The 20,135-nt window shown below is 44.4% G+C and carries 18 protein-coding genes; 10 read left to right on the forward strand and 8 right to left on the reverse strand.

Features of this window, described 5'->3' with window-relative positions:
- Positions 1 to 95: 95 nt before the first annotated feature.
- Complete coding sequence (locus tag NL647_RS02030) at positions 96 to 1,319, reverse strand: HlyD family secretion protein (RefSeq protein ID WP_009701696.1); 1,224 nt, start codon at positions 1,317 to 1,319, stop codon at positions 96 to 98.
- The gene (locus NL647_RS02035) at positions 1,319 to 1,645 is read right to left on the reverse strand and encodes an MFS transporter (protein WP_005433326.1); all 327 of its coding nucleotides are present in this window, start codon (positions 1,643 to 1,645) and stop codon (positions 1,319 to 1,321) included. Before NL647_RS02035 ends, NL647_RS02030 begins: the two co-directional genes overlap by 1 nt.
- A gap of 107 nt (positions 1,646 to 1,752) precedes the next feature.
- On the opposite strand from NL647_RS02035, the gene NL647_RS02040 reads away from it, so the two are divergent.
- On the forward strand, positions 1,753 to 2,754 hold the full coding sequence (locus NL647_RS02040) for an AraC family transcriptional regulator (RefSeq protein WP_253649543.1): 1,002 nt from the start codon (positions 1,753 to 1,755) through the stop codon (positions 2,752 to 2,754).
- A 76-nt stretch (positions 2,755 to 2,830) separates the two neighbouring features.
- On the opposite strand, the gene NL647_RS02045 is transcribed toward NL647_RS02040, so the two are convergent.
- Positions 2,831 to 3,520 (reverse strand): hypothetical protein, encoded by a 690-nt coding sequence (locus NL647_RS02045; RefSeq protein WP_049536526.1) that lies wholly within the window; start codon positions 3,518 to 3,520, stop codon positions 2,831 to 2,833.
- A gap of 12 nt (positions 3,521 to 3,532) precedes the next feature.
- Positions 3,533 to 5,062, reverse strand: a complete 1,530-nt coding sequence (locus NL647_RS02050) for a hypothetical protein (protein WP_253649544.1) — start codon at positions 5,060 to 5,062, stop codon at positions 3,533 to 3,535.
- 370 nt (positions 5,063 to 5,432) lie between these two features.
- On the opposite strand from NL647_RS02050, the gene NL647_RS02055 reads away from it, so the two are divergent.
- Positions 5,433 to 6,125 carry a response regulator transcription factor gene (locus tag NL647_RS02055; RefSeq protein WP_005453547.1) on the forward strand — a complete coding sequence of 231 codons (693 nt, stop codon included), beginning with the start codon at positions 5,433 to 5,435 and terminating at the stop codon, positions 6,123 to 6,125.
- A gap of 3 nt (positions 6,126 to 6,128) precedes the next feature.
- The gene (locus tag NL647_RS02060) at positions 6,129 to 7,451 is read left to right on the forward strand and encodes an ATP-binding protein (protein ID WP_050932255.1); all 1,323 of its coding nucleotides are present in this window, start codon (positions 6,129 to 6,131) and stop codon (positions 7,449 to 7,451) included.
- On the opposite strand, the gene NL647_RS02065 is transcribed toward NL647_RS02060, so the two are convergent.
- Positions 7,432 to 8,088 (reverse strand): pyridoxamine 5'-phosphate oxidase family protein, encoded by a 657-nt coding sequence (locus NL647_RS02065; protein WP_050904392.1) that lies wholly within the window; start codon positions 8,086 to 8,088, stop codon positions 7,432 to 7,434. The two genes, NL647_RS02060 and NL647_RS02065, sit on opposite strands and share 20 nt — an antisense overlap.
- 100 nt (positions 8,089 to 8,188) lie before the next feature.
- Between NL647_RS02065 and NL647_RS02070 the strand changes: the two genes are divergently transcribed.
- The gene (locus NL647_RS02070) at positions 8,189 to 9,622 is read left to right on the forward strand and encodes a PLP-dependent aminotransferase family protein (RefSeq protein WP_253649545.1); all 1,434 of its coding nucleotides are present in this window, start codon (positions 8,189 to 8,191) and stop codon (positions 9,620 to 9,622) included.
- Positions 9,623 to 9,627: 5 nt separating this feature from the next.
- Here the strand turns inward: NL647_RS02070 and yjeH are convergent, their stop codons facing one another.
- Positions 9,628 to 10,896 (reverse strand): L-methionine/branched-chain amino acid transporter, encoded by a 1,269-nt coding sequence (gene yjeH / locus NL647_RS02075; protein WP_253649546.1) that lies wholly within the window; start codon positions 10,894 to 10,896, stop codon positions 9,628 to 9,630.
- Between the two features lie 175 nt (positions 10,897 to 11,071).
- Between yjeH and NL647_RS02080 the strand changes: the two genes are divergently transcribed.
- The 4 genes from NL647_RS02080 (at position 11,072) to NL647_RS02095 (ending at position 13,528) form a co-directional block, all read left to right on the forward strand.
- Positions 11,072 to 11,527, forward strand: coding sequence for an Lrp/AsnC family transcriptional regulator (locus tag NL647_RS02080; RefSeq protein ID WP_005453556.1), 456 nt, complete (start codon positions 11,072 to 11,074; stop codon positions 11,525 to 11,527).
- Positions 11,524 to 11,901 carry a nuclear transport factor 2 family protein gene (locus NL647_RS02085; RefSeq protein WP_009703354.1) on the forward strand — a complete coding sequence of 126 codons (378 nt, stop codon included), beginning with the start codon at positions 11,524 to 11,526 and terminating at the stop codon, positions 11,899 to 11,901. The genes NL647_RS02080 and NL647_RS02085 overlap by 4 nt, the downstream gene beginning before the upstream one ends.
- A complete protein-coding gene (locus tag NL647_RS02090) occupies positions 11,891 to 12,805 on the forward strand; it encodes a LysR family transcriptional regulator (RefSeq protein ID WP_253649547.1) in 915 nt (304 codons plus the stop codon). The genes NL647_RS02085 and NL647_RS02090 overlap by 11 nt, the downstream gene beginning before the upstream one ends.
- 108 nt (positions 12,806 to 12,913) lie before the next feature.
- Positions 12,914 to 13,528 (forward strand): LysE family translocator, encoded by a 615-nt coding sequence (locus NL647_RS02095; RefSeq protein ID WP_005433441.1) that lies wholly within the window; start codon positions 12,914 to 12,916, stop codon positions 13,526 to 13,528.
- 158 nt (positions 13,529 to 13,686) lie between these two features.
- Here NL647_RS02095 and NL647_RS02100 read toward each other — a convergent pair whose 3' ends face one another.
- Together NL647_RS02100 and NL647_RS02105 are read right to left on the reverse strand one after the other, a co-directional pair.
- Positions 13,687 to 13,908 (reverse strand): hypothetical protein, encoded by a 222-nt coding sequence (locus NL647_RS02100; protein ID WP_005442428.1) that lies wholly within the window; start codon positions 13,906 to 13,908, stop codon positions 13,687 to 13,689.
- Positions 13,909 to 14,343: 435 nt separating this feature from the next.
- Positions 14,344 to 15,777, reverse strand: a complete 1,434-nt coding sequence (locus tag NL647_RS02105) for a glyceraldehyde-3-phosphate dehydrogenase (RefSeq protein WP_041053522.1) — start codon at positions 15,775 to 15,777, stop codon at positions 14,344 to 14,346.
- A gap of 630 nt (positions 15,778 to 16,407) precedes the next feature.
- On the opposite strand from NL647_RS02105, the gene NL647_RS02110 reads away from it, so the two are divergent.
- Together NL647_RS02110 and NL647_RS02115 are read left to right on the forward strand one after the other, a co-directional pair.
- Positions 16,408 to 19,044 (forward strand): ATP-binding protein, encoded by a 2,637-nt coding sequence (locus tag NL647_RS02110; protein WP_253649548.1) that lies wholly within the window; start codon positions 16,408 to 16,410, stop codon positions 19,042 to 19,044.
- A gap of 59 nt (positions 19,045 to 19,103) precedes the next feature.
- Entirely contained in the window at positions 19,104 to 20,093 is a 990-nt protein-coding gene (locus NL647_RS02115) for a Gfo/Idh/MocA family protein (protein ID WP_253649549.1), read from the forward strand.
- Positions 20,094 to 20,135 lie beyond the last annotated feature (42 nt).

Raw genomic sequence — 20,135 nt, forward strand, 5'->3', positions numbered from 1 at the left:
TCTCCGCTTATGACTAACTATTTGTTATACGGGAAAAGTACGTGCTTGGATACAAATGAAAAGAAAACCGCCAGCAGAACTGGCGGTTTATGAGTTTAGATAGAGTAGAAGAAGTACAGTTGAGACTTCATTCGGATGATGATGCCACGAATCACATCCAAGAACGCTAGGAAACCGATCGGCTTCTCGCCGCTGACCCATGCTAAGCCAACCGAACCGACAGGGATATCGTAGCCTTCTGGCTCGTCAATCTTAAGGCGGACAAAGTGATGCTTATTCTGTAAGTTCTTGCCAGTTGTCGCGCGAACGGAATCATCCAAACCAAGTAGGTTGCCTTGTGACTCACCAGTCGCTTCAACAATGCCCTCTACGGTTGCAGAGAAGATCTTGCCAGGATAAACCGAAGAAGAGAATTCCGCAGGTTGACCTGGTTTGATGTTACGAATCGCTTGGTGATTGACGCGCATCAGAACGTACTTCTCGTTGGTGTACATATTGATACGCGGCATCATCGAAACACGTTGACCTTCACGCAAGATAAAGTTGGTCACAAAGCCATCTGCTGGTGCGTGAACTTTCGTACTGCTCAAATCCCATTGTGCTTTTGCAATTTGCTCCTCAGCTTGGCGCAATTCAGCCTGTTTGGTTTCAACTGCTAATTCTGCTTTATGAATTGCCAGTTTTGCTCGTGAGATATCAACTTGTTTCTTCTTAATTTGAGATTCAAGAGTTAACACGTTGTGGCGTGCCATATCAACGGCACTCGATTGTTTGTCGATGTCGCTTTCCGTGATGGTGTTTTGGACCACACGGTTTTGTTCAACGTAACGATCGAGCATCTTTTTCTGCAATTTGTAGTCAACTTTCGCCGCTTCTAATTGGCTCTTGGAGGTTTCTAGATCTTGTACCAGAGCTTGATGGTTTGCTTCTTCAATCTCGATATCACCTTGTGCTGTTGCCAGTGCTACTCGAGCCGAATCAGCTGACACGTTTGCTTGGTTCAATGCGATCTCATACTGCGTTGGATCGAGTTCGTAAATGAGCTGACCTTTCTCAATCTGTTGATTTGGTTTGATGTAAATATGGTCAACTTTGCCTTTCACGTTGGTCGAATCTGGACGCAATTGGATGTGCGGTGATTGCACAACAGAGCCGCCAGATAAGTCCATAGGCGTGAAGTTAATGAGACCTACCCATACGAACATTAACCAACCTAAACCGCCAAGATAAGCGAACGATTTGGTTGCTTTGTTCCAAGGCATACCGACTAAACGGAGCAGGTAGATGAAGAGTGCCCATACCGCTAAACCTTCTAACATTATGCCTCCTCTTGTGGCTGTGTTTCTGTTTGCGGTTTACTTTTCCATGTATCACGCAGATTGATGATGGCTTTTTCCATATCAACGAATGCAAAGATTACGGCTAACACCCATACCCAGTGCCAGACAAATCCTATCCAGGTGAGGGCGGTGATAAGCCCTATCTGGTGATGGTCTTTGCTGTGTGCCTTATTGATTGGCAACTCATGGATTTTCCAAAAGCCGTAACATGCGCCAGCGACACTCGCGATTAAAACGACGGCAGCGACAACATGTAACGCTGTATCTGCGCCTGTTCCGACAAATGGGACACTCAGTAAACTCATTAAACACTCCTCTATCAAACTGTTGGCGTATTGTGATCTGGAATTGAAATAGGTGAGGGTTTGTGACAAATTCAATCACTAGAAGATTAAATTTGATGTGATTGGTTATGAAAACGGTTCGATTTATTCGCGCGATGGGTATTTTAAATATGCATAACCTCGCGTTATCTAAGTATAATTTGAGCTCTGAAGAGCTTGGGATCCCGTCGTCGGTGTTTCATAACCCAATGACATTGGTGCCTTTAAAGGCGGTCGCGGAATGGTATCGACGTGTTGAGCAACTCAGTAATGATCCTGATGTGGTGCTTAATTTGAGTCGTGGCATCGAATTGCAGAAACTCGGTCCTGTCGGTCGATGGTTATTTTCTGGTAACGATTTAGCCAGTACGATTCGACGTGTGAATTACGGAGTGAGTAACCTGCAATCGGGGGCTTTTTTTGCTGGCGAGCAGTCAGGGAAGATCATCAAGTGGACTTACCATAACCCCTTCGTTGAAACCTCAGTGAAAGTACATGACAGCATTCGCTGTGCGATTTTCATGATTAAGATTTTACGTGAATTTCTGGAACAAGATTACAAACCATTGCGCGTGATGATTTCTGGCTCTAGGAAAAACGGTGAGCTCTATAAAGAGTACTTTGGCTGTGAAGTAGAATGGAGCCAACCCAAGACCGAAATATGGATTAACGGCGATGACCGTCTTGCTTCTCGACAGGTAATTCATCGCGAGGACAACCGTTTAGCAATGAGTTTTTCCGATTTGGATGATTTACTCAATATGCCCGATCCAGAAGATGAACTGAAAGTGATATATGAAGTGGTGCACTACAGCAGTCATTACGGATTACCAACGCTAGAGCGTGTCTCTGCGTTGTTAGGATTATCTGACCAGCAGTTTCAGCGCCGGCTTCATAAACTAGGTCTCAATTTCTCCACGGTATCGGGTTACGTATTGAGCAATGTTGCTGCGGGTTTGTTGAGTAAGCACGTCAGCATTGAAGATATTGCGGCGCGCCTCGGTTACACCAATGTGGCCAGCTTTAATCGTATGTTCAAAAAACATCGTGGTTTAACGCCTAAGCAATATGCGGCTCGATTGGAAAAATAGCCTTTGTAAGAACAAGTGTTGTTAGTAAACAAAAGCCGCTCGTTTTAGCGGCTTTGGTTTTTAGGGTATGAGACGTTTACTGCTCGGGACGCCAGCTCAGTGCACTTGCAACCGCACCGATAGCAACAACATCTTTTTGTTGCTCGCTAAGTTCTGGCAGCATCTGTACTGCGATTGTGCCGTTGGTTTGCACTGCCGCAATTTCTTGTGTGCCTTGTTTAAAGCTGTAACCCAATGGAATGTCTACCGCCATCATGGAATCAGGGCTAGTGTGTACGGTTTCCACATTGAAATGAGTGTCGCCAACGCGAACGGTGCCTGTTTCTTTCTTTTCTAAGCTGATATCAATCAGTGCCGATTTAGGCTCCATCGCAAACTCACCGACTTTTACACCGTCTTGGGTGATTTGGCATGTGTAAGGATCGTTTCCACCGAAATCGACGCCCATATAGTTAACTGACATGCCGCCGCCCGTGCAACTCAATAGCCAAGTTTTACCATTGTCGATGCGCGTGACTTCTGCACCCATCGCCCCATCTTTAAACGATACGCGATTGAACCAGCTCGACTTTGAGGCGCTACGTGAGTATTTTCCTTTGTACTTACCAGCAAAGTCGAAATAGCCATCAGCACCAAATCCCCAGAAATCGCCATCTGTTTTGACCAACATTTCAGGTTGTGCTTTCACCGCATCGGATCGATCCATTACGGCAAGACCACCACAACCGACAAGGAACAAAGGGGCGAGCAAAGTAAGTTTCTTCATGTTTTTCATCATTTATCGCTTGGTTACATCTAGGATTTGATCGGTAAATTGAATGTTGTGTATATCGAATAATTCATCGGTACCAGTGCTAGGGCAGGCCACTGATACGTTCTTCGCAGTTAAAAGGGTACAGTCTGCGAATGCGTGCGGAACGATATAAGTGTTAACGCCACCTTCGCCGTAAATACGGTTGTTTTGCCCGTTGCCTTCAAATGTATTATTTTGATCATTCCCGATGACATCCATCGCTTGGTCGCCAATGATCTTCACGTTTATTAGCCATTGAGATTTATAGGTGTATGCTTCAACTACACCGTTTTCATTTGGTGACATACGGAAGGTAGGAACCGTACCTGGTCGCGTGTTATCTGTGTAGACTTTGACGCCTTCAGAATCGATGTGTGCAGTGTATTGTAAGTGGCTGTGGAAGAGTTCACTAATCCACTCAACGGCTGATGGATCTTGCGTGTGCATCGCTGAACGAGTCAGTGCTTGATAGCCATCTAAGCCATGCCCATTTGCTTTTGCTACGCCCATGTAGGCTTCAAAAGCGGCAGCAAAGTATTCATGAGAATAAGATCTTCCCGTTTGTTTTACACGTTCAGGATCAAAGTCGTCAGACTCCCAATCTTGCCAATCACGCTGAGTCGGTTGCCAGACAGTTTGCTTACCTGCTTGAGCATCGTTGTAGATGTTTAGCGCGTGTGTTTGGATTTCATTTTGCAATGACGAAGTCGACGGGTTAGGTGCAATACCTTGCGCTTGGACCAAGTGTAAAATTTCTTCAAAAGCGGCATCTCGATCGGCGTGTTCTCCGAGATAGGCGCAGTAATCCGAAAAGTTGCTCATGTAATGACAGTCACCTTCGACTGTCAGCTCTCGATACATCAAAGATTGACTGTTTATCAGCCAATTTGGCGTGTCTTGGCTGCTCATTAATGTGGACGTGATGGAATCGATGAGAACATCCATATCGTCCTCACTCAATACCGTCATGCTAGCAACAAACTTTTCTATAGAATCGGTATCAAAACTGTGTGTTAAACCAGAATCTAATACCGCATCACTCAATTTGTTTTGGCGAATCAGTTCCCCAACAAAAACTTTAGTTAATAGCTCATTGCTTTGATCATCGTCTCTCGTCAGCATTAAAGTGGCATCGTGCTCAGCTAGTGTCTTAGCGATCTCAGATTTGTCGGCACCGAATTTAGACCCCGGTTGGTTTGTGAGTAAGTGCTGGATGATTTTGGCTGCGCGAAAAATTTTCTCATTATTTGCTCCATCATCGACCGCAATGATATGAAATGATTGGTCATCGTGGGTTGCTGGAACAGAAACTTTCAAGTAGTGGGTAAACCCCGCATCAGAAGCGACTTTTAACTTCGGTGGAAACTGTGAAGAGACGGCTGCTGGGATAGATACGGTGCTTGTGATTGGATTTGGTTGAGGTGTTGACGTATCCGAACTGAATTCATTGCTACCGAACGAAGATAGGCTGACCACACACAGCATTGCTAAAGGTGTTAATTGAGCGAATTTCATCTTTTTGTACTCACAAACTGAAGGTTCGCCGAGGAATGTAGGGGGATAGGAAATTTCTGTCTATATGCGCAAATATAGTCATAACCACTAAAAATGGTTAGTTGTAAGGTTATTAATTCGATAAAACTAAAATAATAACGGGTTTATATGTGATTATTGGTTTTATTTCCGAATTAAAGTTTTGATATTCATTTATAAAATAGAGGGTTGTTCTGTTTCCTGACTCTTACAATGATACTGCCGATTGTAAATGTATGGTTTGTAAGGCTTTGTAAGCCGTTCTGTGTATGAAAAAGTGTCGGCAGTGTGGGTTGCACCCTACAAAACGAACGATATACTTCTCCTGTTTTATAGATGGAGTGAATAGATCATGGTTGGCAATAAAATCTTGCTCGTAGAGGATGACTCTGAGATTGCTCGATTAACCAAAATGTACCTAGAGGCTGAGGGCTACCTAGTGACAGTGGTCGACAATGGTCTAAATGCACTAGATGCAATCAAAGATTTGAAGCCTGATTTGGTGTTGCTGGATCTGATGCTCCCGGGTAAAAATGGCGCAGAGATATGTCAGGAAGCACGCGAGTTTTTTCACGGGATCATTATTGTTCTGACTGCAACAGACGATGAAATGAGTGAAGTAAGCTTGTTTAAGTTTGGTGCTGATGATTACCTAACCAAGCCCATCAAGGGTAATATTCTCTTAGCACGGATTGAAGCCGCCTTGCGTCGCTATTGCCGTCAGGTCGATACGGTTGAAGAGACAGAATTGAGCCGATACGGTATTGAACTGTGTACGCGTCGCTCTAAAGCGTACTATCTAGAACAAGATATTGACCTGACGGATTCTGAGTTCGAAATCTTGGAACTTTTGATGCTCAATGTCGACAAACCTGTCTCCCGAGAGTCATGCTGCCGCTTAGCGAGAGGTATTGAGTACTGTATTACCGATCGATCAATTGATATGCGAATTTCATCGTTACGTAAAAAATTCGCCAAAGCGCACATCCACACCGCAACGATTAAAACAGTGCGTAATCGCGGTTACATGCTGACGGGCAAATAATCGATGTTCTCTGTGTTTTCCCGTCTCTATGTAGGGCTGGTGACAGGTCTTGCGTTAACGATTGGCTTGTTCCTTTTTATGGGGGGCGAGTATATGCGCAAAACAGAAGTCAGTGTTTTTCTCAACGATGGTGCTTACTTTGTTGATCAATACATTGAACAACGAGGTACGCCGGATTCTCTCTACAAAAAGTTAACGGCAAACGGAAAGCAAGATTTCTTCATCTTTGATTTAACGCTTGTCGACAATTGGGATGGCACGCCACCTTGCTTGGACTGCGAGTTACTTTATCGAATGCAAGGCGTTCCGGTCTATTTGATTGATGGAAGCATATACGCCGCAGTGTTTCCTTTGCCTAATACCACTCAGAGCTTAGTGTTTAAAGAAAAGAGTGATTTTTTTAGCCCGGATATTGATTGGGATGAAGACTCCGAAATCATCTTTATTTTGACGCTACTGCTCACGGTGATTTGTAGCCTCGGAGTTATGGTATACATCCCTGTACGAAGGTTGGATCGTCAGATTCGACAACTGACCAAGGCACAAGGATTATTTGGCTCAGGTGAGCTGAATACTCGTGTTAAGTTGGAACAATACTCTTCACCGATTAAAGAGCTGGCGAACGGCTTTAATGGTATGTCTGAAGAAATCGAAAGAAGAGTGCGTCAAACACACATTTTTACTCAAGCCATCCCTCATGAAGTTCGAACGCCACTTAGTCGAATCCAATTAGCCACTGATTTAGCAAGGCGTACTGAGGGTGAGATGCAAGCTGAACTGCATGATGACATTGAGCGTTACGTAGACGTCGTTACGGATCTGACATCCGACATCGTGATGCTTTCTCGACTTAGCCTTAAGAACCATTCGTTACAAGACTCTATCGAAACGATTGAGTTGCCTTTGTGGTGCAAGAGTCGCATGAATTATCGTGGGTTAGAACAAGCAAAGCTGACCGTTGAAAATGATCTCGATTACCAGTCTATCCATCTACAGCCAACGTTAGGGAACTTGGTTCTGGATAACTTACTGCAAAACGCAAAACGTTATGGGGAATTCAGCGTAGAGGTCACGATTCGTTCTGTAGAGCACTTTTGGATTGTTGATATTGAAGACGATGGTCCTGGCATTCCGGAAGAGAAACGTGAAGAAGTGTTTATCCCGTTCTCACGTTTAGATGGGAGCCGTAACGCCGACGTGAAAGGGTTTGGCTTGGGGTTAGCCATTGCAACCAGTGCAGCAAGGCAACTGGGTTGGGAGCTTTCTGTCGGCGAAAGCCATTTAGGTGGGGCGCGCTTTACGGTGCTTATTCCTGCCAACGATTAGGGTAAGCACTACGATAATCTGGTTCTAATATACCTTCATATAAATCGTCACAAGCTTGAAGCGGACCTACCACAGTCCGGTACGGCAAGACTCCCGCCCAAACGGGAAGATCCATGTCTTCTGCATCGTCGTTGACGCCAAAGTTACTGACTTTGACCGATGCTTCCGCCAAGGAGATGCGCAGTAACATGGTCGCTTTGAGCTCTTTTTCGTTACTCAAACGCACTTCTTCGGTTCGACCTGGCGCAATTTGCTCAATAAAATGATTCAGAAGTCTGTCTTTCTCATTATTATCTTCTACGACTTCAAACTGCCCAAAGACGACGGCACTGCGATAATGTGCGCTATGATGAAAAGCACTTCGAGCTAACACCCAACCATCAAATAAAGTAAAGGTTAGGCACGTTTGTACTCCTTGTTTGAGCGAGCGTAATAGCCGGCTGTTGTTCGCGCCATGGATATAGACATAATTGTCGACACGCCAAGCCAACATAGGGATAACCACCGGACCCGTATCATTGGTTATTGCAATATGAGCGATCAAGCTTTCGTCTATTATGGCGTGTAGCTTATCGACATCCGTCACCGCCTTATGTGCGCCTTTCTTTATCTCGGTTCTATTGGTGCTGGATAACATTTTTTCTCCTTATTTACTCATATGGGTAAGCACTTGCTCCTCAATCTTTGATTGCAATGTAGCGCTTAACTGGTAGCTTAAAGAGAGCCAGTTTTAACTTATGGATGGATCCAGTTTGTCTTTGATTGATATTGGTGACTTGTACTTAAAGCACAGTGATGGGACGCGTCAACAGGCGCTATTTTTCGCAATTCGCGAGAAAATTGTTCAAGGATTGTGGGCAAAAAACGGAAAGTTACCTTCAACACGAAAACTCTCACAAGGGCTTAATATCAGCCGGAATACGGTGATCGCAGCCTATGAGCAGTTGGTGGCGGAAGGTTATTTAATCAGCCAAAAAGGCTCGGGATTTTATGTCGCGGTGGAATTACCAGAGCAGTATCTGCCTGAGCCTAATTCAGAAAAGAAGGGCTTATCACCGAAAAGTAACTTTGATATCAACTGTGCTTTTGCACCGGGTGTGCCTGATTTGGACGCATTTCCGATGGCTCAATGGCAAAAGTTACTCGCACGCCATATGTCTCGCACGTGCTTGTTGGGCAATCAAGATATTCAAGGAAGCTGGGCATTGCGTTGCGCTTTGGCTAACTACCTTGCATCAAGCCGCTCTGTGAGTTGTTCCCCTGAGCGGATAATTATTACCTCCGGGGCTCAGCAAGCGTTGTCGATTGCCACTATGGTTACTCTTAAGCCGGGTAGCAAAGTCTTGATGGAACAACCGGGCTACGCGCAAATGCGTAAGTTGATTCAATTCCAGCAATATCAATTTGAGCCACTCTATATTCGAGAGCAATTGGGTTTCGATGTGGAAGCGGTAACGGCCAGCAATGCAGATGCTTTATATGTCACGCCAAGTAACCAATATCCGATGGGCACAACGCTTAATACCGAACAAAGAGGAAAGATCATTAACTGGGCGGTGCAACAGTCACGTTGGATTATCGAAGATGATTACGACAGTGAGTTTCAGTTTGCCCATCGCCCATATACCAGCTTGCAAGGGCTTGCAGCCCAAATGGGACGTGATGATCGCGTTCTTTATGTAGGTTCTTTTAGTAAAGTCATGTTTAACGGGTTGCGGCTTGGGTATCTTGTTGTACCGGATGCTTTAGTTGAAGAATGCTTAGTGATTAAAGATGCGCTAAGCGGGGATTCTCCCTCTCATACTCAAGAGGCTTTGGCTGATTTCATCACTGAAGGAGGGTTACTCCGCCATATTCGTAAAATGCGTCGACTGTACAAAACCAAACATGAGCAATTGTGTATGGCGATAGAAAAACACTTTGGTGATAAAGTTAAGGTGATCAGTCAAGCTGCCGGTCTTCATATTACGTTGAAGTGGCAACAAGGTATTGATGAGAACGAATGGACACAGCAAGCGAAGATTCGAGGTATCGTGCTGCGCCCGATGAGTTTTTATGAGCACCCAGAGTATAAAGTGAGAGATTGGCAAGGAGTGGTTCTTGGTTATGGCAATGTCGCGCTTGGTGAGATTGATGCTCTGGTTGAACAGATTTCTGAGCTGTTTGAATAAGAGTATCAGTCTTGCTCAATCACCCGTTTAGGGTTCTTTTTTCGCCATTGCTTCCACGGTAAAGACAGCATGGCAAAAATAGTGATGGCGTAAAGCATAGACCAACCCAAACAAATGAACACTGCGGTGCACAATACCAAAGAAATTCCCGCGAGCGTCTTTCCCCAGCCTTGCAACAACTTATAAGCGGCAAGCATAGCGAGCAGGTAGACCAGAACAAAAATGCCATTCGCGAGCTTAAGGAAGAACTCCAAATCCAGTCCCGATAGCGAACCAATAACACAAGAAGCAAGCAAAATGGCGCCAACGACTAGCGTTGCATTGGCAGGAACGCCCCGAACGGACACTCTCGCGATAGCACTGGTTGGCTTGTGTTCTCTTGCTTGCGCCCACACCATTCGAGCCAGACTTTGAGTGTAGAGGTTTACACTAGCGAAACATGCTAAGAAACCAATAATACTGATAAGCCATTTCACATGATCACCAAATAGATGTGCGCTCAACCAAGGAATTGATGCGCTGTCGAACTCAGCACTGCCGTAAGCACCAAACTTCAATATCACGACAGAGCATGCCCAATAGGTTGCACCCGCGACAAAGCAGCCAACGATGATCGCGATCGGGAAGTCTCGTTGTGGGTTCTTAAACTCTTCTCCCATGTGTGCAAAGGCTTCTATTCCGACAAAACACCAGAACATGACACCAAGCGCTGCAGCAACTGACCATGTCGAATCCGTCGTTATCTTAGGCATGCTTAAATCAACAGGTCCCACATCGCCTTTCCATAAAAATGCACCGACTAAAGCAAAAATGCTCAATGCGATGACCGTCTGTAGCCGCCCCGATGATTTAGTGCCAAGTAGATTAACGACCACTAGCAGAGCCACTGTGAGAATTTGAGCGAAAAGGTGGTTACTAATGAACTCTGGTAACAGTTGTTGTAAAAAGCCGGCGGCAAGTGCGACAGCAGCAGGGACACCAACAGGAATAACACTAACAAATAACCACGCGACGCTGCTCTCTAGTTTGCTATTAAATGCTTTACGAACAAAATACGCCGTGCCGCCAGCACTTGGATAGCGCTTGCCCAACTGAGCGAAAGTCAAAGCGATGGGACAAATAGCAATGAATAAAATAATCCAAGCCCAAAGTGAGAAGTGCCCTGCAATGCCAGCGGCAATCGCTGGAATCATAAATAGACCCGTACCCATTAAGGTTGTCGATAGCTGACCAATTCCTGATATCAGCGTAATGTCTTTTTTGAGTTGTTCCATAACGACCTCGAACATCTAGGTAATGCAAGCCACAAGCATATCTAAATTCTGCATATCAAAATGATGTTGTCGACCGTCAAAATGACGGTTGTTTTACCGATAAACAGCAAATTGTCGGTTTTCAATAAGTTGTAATTGAGTAGAATGAAAAAATTAAGGAAAGCTTGGTGATGTTATGGACAAATTTGATCATCAGATCATAGAACTATTACGGCAGAATGCCCGTCTCTCTATTACTGAAATCTCAGAGCAAGTTAGCTTGTCACGTTCTGCTGTGACAGCTCGAATCAAAAAGCTTGAAAATGACCAAGTGATCCTTGGCTATCATGCCGATATTGCGACATCCAAAGAGTCGACGATTTGTGCATATATGGCGCTGAAGTTTGATACATCAGCCTCTAGTCATCACTGTGATAACTACGCGAATGATCTGTACAAAATTGATGGTGTGAAATGGTGCCATGCAATCAGTGGTGAAACCGATATGATGCTGTTTGTCGAAGTTCCGAATATCGCTCGCCTCAACGAGATTCGAGATTATATCCAAAGCTATCCAGAGCTTCGTAACGTGATGACACATACCGTGTTAACGGAGTTTTTCAATACGACAGGGAGCAAGTTCGTAAAATGACCGAGAAAGACATCGTCCTCAACTTCTGGAAAGTAATGGCAAGCAATGACTTCTATGCAGCAGCGGAACTCCTTGCGCCTGATTGTGAAGTAGTTTGGCCACTGACGAAAGAAGTGATTCGTGGCAGAAAGAATTTTGCCCAATTGAACTCTGCTTATCCAGCAGAAGGTGAGTGGACCTTTACTATAGAGCGTATCGTAAGTGACGGTGAGCAAGTGGTCACTGACGTCATAGTAAGCGATGGCGTCCGCTCCGATCGGGCGATTACTTTTCACACCGTGCGAGATGGGTTGATTTGCAAACAAGTTGAATACTGGCCAGAAGAGTATGCCGCCGCAGATTGGCGCGCGAAATGGGTAGAACGTGCTGAATAACATCAATCTGAATCTGCTGCGCTCTCTGCATGTATTGCTTGAAGAGTGCCATGTGAGCAAAACTGCCGAGCGTTTGCATATCACCCAATCGGCGGTAAGCCGTCAGTTAGCGCAGTTACGTGAGTTGTGCGGCGATCCCTTATTGGTTCGGCAGGGGAACCAACTGATTCCAACGCCAAGAGCACTACTTCTAAAAGAGAAGTTGGACGACTTATTGGCTGAGTTCGATCATCTTCTCGATGACAAGCCTTTTGAACCCGCAGATTGGAAAGGGGAGCTAGTATTGGCATCGAGTGACTACGTCGCACAATACGTACTCCCTGACATTGCCTCGCACTTGAGTGGCTTTGCTCCTCGGTTGGATATGGCGTATCGATTGTGGCAACCAGACTTTCTAGATAAGCTTCATGAGACTGGTATTCATATCGCGTCTTCCATGTATCCAGAGAAGCCTCAAGGTGTGTCTAGTGTGAAGATTGGTGAAGACTCATCAGTCTGTTTGATGAAAGCCTCTCACCCTTTAGCAAAGCAAGATAGCATCAGCGTTGAAGATTTAATTTCTTACTCTCATATCAAAGTAACAGGCGGTGGAGATAAAGATTCTTACACCGATTTAGCGTTAAGAGGGCTAGGGCATACACGTCATGTCACGTTCAAAGTGCCTTTCTTCTCTGCTGCTATCAATCGCCTAGTTTCTAGTGAACATCTGATGGTGGTTCCAGAGCATATTGCGGTCAATCTCGCAAAGCATTGGGACTTAGCCCATAAAGCACTACCTCTCGAAACGCCTATTCATCAGTATTGGTTAATGTGGCATCCAAAATACGATACGGATCCTGCACATAAATGGGTGCGCGAAGAGATTCGTTCGGTCATGCAGATTTCAGAGTATTCCATTCGATAATAAATGCATTGTTGCCTTATGATTTCAAATCATGGCTAGTATGAAAAACTTTGATTTCTAATTATACCTATTCCATTGATAGATTAGCGTCAAAGAGGGGAGATTCTTATGACACTAACAGTTTGGCTATCACTTTTTACCGTGTGTTTACTAGGGGCGATGTCGCCAGGACCGAGTTTAGCGATTGTTGCTAAGCACTCGTTGGCTGGTGGTCGTGTGAATGGTTTGGCTACCGCATGGGCACACGCGTTTGGTATCGGTATTTATGCTTTCATTACCTTGATCGGTTTGGCCGTGGTACTTCAACAAAGCCCATTGTTATTTAAGACTATTAGTTTAGCTGGTGCAGCTTACTTGGCGTATCTTGGTTTCAATGCATTGCGTTCAAAGGGGGGCGTAGCGGCGAAGTTAGAATCCGGTGAAGAGACGACGGTTTTGCAATCGGCGCGAGAGGGTTTTCTGATTTCGATTCTAAGTCCGAAAATTGCACTGTTCTTTATTGCACTGTTCAGTCAATTTGTTGCGTTAGGTAATGACCTAAGTAACCAAATGATTATCGTCGCGACCCCATTTGTTGTTGATGGTTTGTGGTATACGTTCATCACATTGGTATTGTCTAACTCACGAGTTGTGGACCGTATTCGCTCAAAGGCAGTATTGATTGACCGACTGTCTGGCATCGTTTTAATGTTGCTGGCAGTGCGTGTGGTTGTGACGATTTAACCAAGTAGAATGCACTGCTCATGAAGTTAAAAGGCTACCGTAATGGTAGCCTTTTTTGTCGATGACCAATAAAAAAACATCCTAACTCTTAACGAGATAGGATGTCAGCAAAGAAGGTTGCTCAGGAACATAGGGGGAGTGTGGAACCTTCAGAAGCGTTAGCGACGAACTTCTTCAAACTCGCCTTCAATTGCGTCGGACTTACCCGTATTGAATTCATACTCTTCATGCATTTCTTGCTGCATTTGCTTCACGCGCTTTTCAATACGTTTACCAGTAATCAGGGCTGCGATGGTCAATGGAATCGCCATGATTAGGCTAAATACCAAAGTAAAAAAGCCAGTAATCAGTGCCAATGCAGTAACGATAATTCGATTCATAATCATGACCTCTCTTTCAATCTATGGGTTCATACTACGATTTTGAATATGAACGAAACATGAACATACCCAAATAACCTCAAAATTCTAGTTTCAGCAAGACAATTTGCCCTAGGGAGCGTGTTACTAACGCCAATTCTTTGATAAATCCCTCGGCAATAGTGAACTTTTACGCAAGCGATTTATCTTTGAACTAGCGCTAGTAACAACGCTCTGAATTCTGAATATTGAGGTCATTTGGGTATCTAACGTTCAATTTCGCATCGATTTGTCTGAGGAATGTCAAAGTGTCTTAAAACGAAAAAACGCCTGAGGGTCATCAGGCGTATAAGCGGGGAAGTATATTAGTAATGCGCAAGGCGCTTATTATTTAAAACAAATGCTGGGGTGTTGCTCGTTACACATTGTGGTTAACGTTGTGGAGCAAGGTTCACCTTATCGAGGGAATGTTTGGTAACGAACACCCATCATTTGTTCCATACAGTGTACAACTTGACAGCTGTAACCAAATTCATTGTCGTACCAGATGTACAGTACACAGCGCTTGTCTTGAGCGATGGTTGCTTGGCCATCTACCACTCCTGCGTGGCGAGAGCCCACTAGATCGCTTGATACGATTTCTGTCGAATCTGTGTAATCGATTTGCGCAGAAAGCTCAGAGTTTAATGCCATTTCACGTAGGTATTCGTTCAGCGAATCACGGTCTACATCTTCACCCAAGTTAAGGTTTGCAACAGCCATTGATACGTTCGGAGTCGGTACACGAATTGCGTTGCCTGTAAGCTTACCTGCAAGTTCTGGAAGTGCTTTTGCTACCGCTTTCGCTGCGCCTGTTGACGTAAGAACCATGTTCAATGAAGCACTACGACCACGGCGATCGCCTGAGTGGAAGTTGTCGATTAGGTTTTGATCGTTGGTGTAAGAGTGAACGGTCTCAATGTGTCCAGAAAGCACACCGTACTTGTCGTTCAGGGCTTTAAGAACCGGAGTGATAGCGTTAGTCGTACAGCTCGCTGCGGAGATGATAGTGTCATCTTCTTGAATCACAGATTCATTCACACCAAATACGACGTTCTTGATGTCGCCTTTACCTGGTGCAGTAAGCAGTACTTTCTCTGCACCGTTACACGCTACGTGTTGGCTTAGACCTTCGGCATCACGCCAAACACCCGTGTTATCAACAACTAGTGCATTGTTGATGCCGTAAACTGAGTAGTCCACATCACTTGGGTTATTCGCGTAAATAATTTGAATGTAGTTACCGTTCACGATCAGTGCTTTACGCTCTTCATCAATCACGATACTACCGTTGAACTGTCCATGAACTGAGTCACGACGGAGCAAGCTAGCACGTTTTTCTAGATCGCCTTTCTTTCCGCCACGCACAACAATTGCACGCAGACGAAGTGGGTAACCCGGACCACTCTTTTCAATCAACAGGCGAGTCAATAGGCGGCCGATACGACCGAAGCCATAAAGAACCACGTCACGAGCTGCTAGAGAAGAGTCGGCATCACGAGCACCTTGAAGTGCTGTGTGTAAAAAGTCACTAAGTGCGGCAGTATCTTCGTGATCTTTCCAGTACATACCAGCAAGCTGACCAACATCAACACGACAAGACGAGATGCTCATTTCGCACAGCGCTTGGATGATTGGCATGGTTTGTTCAAGAGAAAGAGGGCTTCCGGTGTAACGTCTTGCAATACGGTGAGTTTTGAGAATGTCGATGGTTGTTGCGTTGATAAGTGTTTTACCAAACAGAACCACTTCGATTCCTTTTTGACGATATAACTTACCAATAAGAGGGGAAATAGATTCAGCAATCGTTTGGCTAGTTTGCCAGTCTTGGAGATATTTCTCTGGACTCATTGTTGTTTTGGACCTTTCACGTTTTGGGGGCTGACCTTACTTTCTGCTGTTACCTCAACGGTAGAGCGTGAAGTGAGGGTGTTTTGTAATTGGGTTGTAATAATTATGTGTGCGGATTGTACGGGTGGAGGTCTTATTCTGCTAGGAAAAATAAATCCAGTTAAAAGTGTGGGGTATGATTCATTTTTTGGCTTATTAATGTGACTAAAGCGGCGTTTTATAGGGATTGACTTTTCCTATCTATAAAACTTATTTCGCGACAATAAAGGTTCATCTCAAAGTGACTATATGTAACAAGGTGAACTTCCTTTTAAATAATGTGATATGGATAATCTTTAACACTTAAATGGTAAACGTTTTTCGCCATTTTAGGCGGTATCTTTAAGTTCGCCCATGGTATGAGTTGGTTTAACTAAATCTGTTTAAAAATGATGCAGCAAAATTTTGCAAGCAATCACATTTTTCCTTCTTATGACCTCAATGTATAGAAGGGTAATGAGTGTGTTTTTAGCCGTTTGGGCAGTTCAGACCGATTAAGTTGCCGATAAAACACTTCATACAAGTTCATATTCAATCTATGAAAGTGGTCTAGTATTAATTCGAGAGCCTTTTCCTAACACGGGCAAACGGATGATAAAACTTTCTATAAAATTACGTTTAGCTCTACTCGCACTGTTACCCGCGGTGGTTATTTCTGTGTTTGCCGTTCACCAATTTGTCGTTAACTCTCAAAGAGTCGACCAACTCAATCAAACGGTCAGTAATATTCAAGGCTTGAAACTGATTTCCGAAGCGTCTCATTTTGTCTATGACATGGAGAAGGAGCGTCATCGATATGGAGAAGAGCAGCCTTTACCAATTGAAGTGAAAGTACAACGTGATAGAGCGCTTTCTATCTACGAGAAGTTTATACAGAACAGTTATACTGCCGAGTATTCTGATGACCTTAAGCGAGCGATGTTAGATTTGATCTCTGGTGACTTGAGAGACAGTGTGGATGCCGGAGATTGGTCGTTTCGCCTGTTGCAAGAAATGTCTCAATCACTGGTTCAACATAATCACTTGTTTGATAGTGATGAAGCGCATTGGATGCAAGATTTCATCGCTTATCTTGCTCAACTTTCTTACTGGACGCAAAAAGAAGCGTGGTTGACGTATCGGTTGGTGCTACAGCCTGATAGCCAACCGAATCAAAACATGTTCTTTCAAGCCATTGAGCGCCAACAGCAAAGTCTGGAAGGATTCTTAAAGTTAGGTGCATCAAATGAGCAGGTAGAAAAGCTCCTTAGTTTGTATACGTCTCCTCGTTATTTGTCGAGTATAGAAGCCCGAGGACGTTTATTGGCAGGAGAGATGTCCCAATCTGACTATGTGACTTATTTACGAGATCTTGACCACCGTGTTCAACGCTTGCAAGTCATGACCGCAGGTTTCACGCAACAGGTTGAAAGCGCATTGTTGGTCCAAGTCAGTTCGCAAAAGCAGAGCATAACGCTCATGACCTCGGGCGTGATGGTCATCATCATCCTGTTATGTTGGTTAGGCTTTGGTACTTGGTATCGTGTGCATAGTAAATTGGACTCGATTATTCATTCGCTTAACACCTTAATCCATGAACATGTAAAGGGGGAGAAGGTGGTGGTTGATGGCAATGATGAGTTCACGATCTTTGCACAACAAGTTAATCGAATGATGGAGGAGCAAAACCGACAAACAGAAGAGATTTTGCAAACCAAAGAATCTGCTATTTCGGCAAACCGCGCAAAGTCGGTCTTTCTTGCAAGCATGTCTCATGAAATTCGAACCCCTTTGAACGGGATTATCGGGATGACAGAGATCCTGTCACAAAGCGAACTTTCAGATCATCAAAAAGAAGTCTTAACCGATATTGATACCTCGTCGCATACCTTGCTCACGTTAATTAATGACATCCTTGATCTATCTAAGATTGAATCAGGTCATTTACAGCTTTCTCTTATCGAAACAGATATTCGTGAAGTCGTGTACCAATCGATGATTTTGTTCCAGTCCAAAGCCACGTCCAAGCAATTAGAACTGAATATCAATTTAGATGAGCGTATTCCCGCGCGCATCAAGGTTGATGACCATCGAATCAAGCAAATCGTCATGAACTTGGTATCGAACGCGGTGAAGTTCACAGAGAAGGGCTGCATCAATGTGGATGTTGACTACCAAGAATCCACCACACAAAAGAGCGTATTTTTGACTTTTCGAGTATCCGACACCGGTGTAGGTATAGAAAAGGACAAGCTTGATTCCATCTTCGAGCCTTTCACTCAAGAAGACGAAGGTATATCACGTCAGTTTGGAGGGACAGGACTAGGCTTGGCCATTTGTCGTCAACTGGTGGCTATGATGGGCGGCAAGTTAACCGCGACGTCTTCAAAAGGAGTGGGAACCAGTTTTGAGTTCTCAATTGAAGTGGAAGTGTTGCCGACCGTAGGTTGGCGCTCAGAAACCATTCGTAACGGTATTCTCATTGGAGATAACTACGCGTATGCCGATCAAATTATGAAAGAGTGTCGTTTAGCTGGTATTCAGCTTTCAGAGGTAAGCAGCATTAAGGATTTACCGACTTCTACAAAGGGGCTGGAAGTGATCTTTTATTGTCATGATGGCAGAGTGGCGTTGGATTCTGTAATAGACGAGTTAGCGCGTACGGTTGATATTAGCCGAATCATTGTTTGCCAACATCATTTGATCTCTACCTACACCAATTCTGAGCGTATTCATTCTGTGCTGACTTTACCTTTTTTAGGTAACCGCTTTAGGCATGCCATTGATGAACTCGCACACATTGAACAAAATACTCAAAGTTACCATGTCACACATTCGGCAGTGGTTCATAATATCAACCAGTCACGTACACATCGTCGCATTTTGATTGCTGAAGATAACTTGATGAACCAAAAGATAGCCAGCTTTTTCTTAGATAAGGCGGGATACGATTATCTGATTGCCAGCAATGGGCAAGAGGCATTAGAAGCCATCACTAAGGGGGAGAAGTTTGATGCAATTCTTATGGATTGCATGATGCCAGTTATGGATGGTTTGACCGCAACAAAAGAAATTCGCCGCTGGGAGAAAGAAGTAGGAAGTGGGAAGATCACCATTATTGCTTTGACAGCAAGTGTGCTCGAAGAAGATATTCAAAACTGCTTTGCTGCGGGAATGGATGCTTACTTACCGAAACCTTACAAGTCGAATCAACTGTTTGAGTTGTTTAATGAACTAAAGCTTGCTTAAATCGTGTCTGCGAGCCGAACTCCTTACGGCTTCTAGAACGATAAAGAAAAGGAAGTAACATGTTCAAACTTGCTGTGATCGGGACGAACTGGATCTCTCAACAATTTGTTGAAGCTGCGCTCCAGACCAAAGAATTTTGTCTTCAAGCTGTGTATTCACGTGATGTTGAGAAAGCGCGCGAATTTGGCAAGCCTTATAATGCGCAATCTTATTACGATAGCTTAGAAGCATTGGGGGCTGATAACGATATCGATGCGGTTTACATAGCGAGTCCAAATTCACTGCATGCGCCTCAGGCAATGCAAATGCTTAAAGCGGGTAAGCACGTGATTTGTGAAAAGCCAATGGCTTCAAATTATCCTCTTGCTCAGGCGATGTTTAAGACCGCTGAAGAAAATAACGTCGTGTTGTTCGAAGCTTTCATGTCACCATATACGCCGAATTTTCAAGTGCTAAAAGACAGCCTACCAGCGATCGCCCCTCTTCGTCATGCCACGATCAGTTATTGTCAGTATTCTTCCCGATATCAGAAATATTTAAATGGTGAGAATCCAAATACATTCAATCCAGAATTTTCTAACGGTTCGATTATGGACATCGGCTACTACTGTGTTGGCTCCGCGATTGAGTTGTTTGGCGAGCCTAACAGCATAGAAGCAAGTGCTCACATTCTGCCTTCTGGCGTCGATGGTTGTGGCAGTGTGACGTTGGCGTATGACGGCTTTAACGTGAACCTATTACATTCCAAGGTAAGCGATTCGCTAATCCCAAGTGAATTCCAGGGTGAACAGGGCAGTGTGCTGGTAGATATGATTGCCACAGGACGTGGTGTTGAGCGCATTTTGCGAGGTGAGAGTAAACAAGTACTAACATTACCTCAAGAAGAGAACCACATGTTCTACGAAGCGCAAGCATTTGCTAAGCAACTCAAAGTTGGCTCGATTGATCCTCAAATGAAGCAGCGCTCACTTATCGTTGCTAAAGTGCTCACTGAGGTGAGAAGACAGACTGGTGTTGTGTTCCCAGCGGATAAAGTGGCGCTAGGCTAACGTCTTTCTTTACAAACGTTGCCCAAAGGGTTCGGCTAGGCG

Origin of the sequence: Vibrio sp. Y29_XK_CS5 (genome assembly GCF_024181835.1) — a bacterium.
GTDB classification, from domain to species: domain Bacteria; phylum Pseudomonadota; class Gammaproteobacteria; order Enterobacterales; family Vibrionaceae; genus Vibrio; species Vibrio harveyi.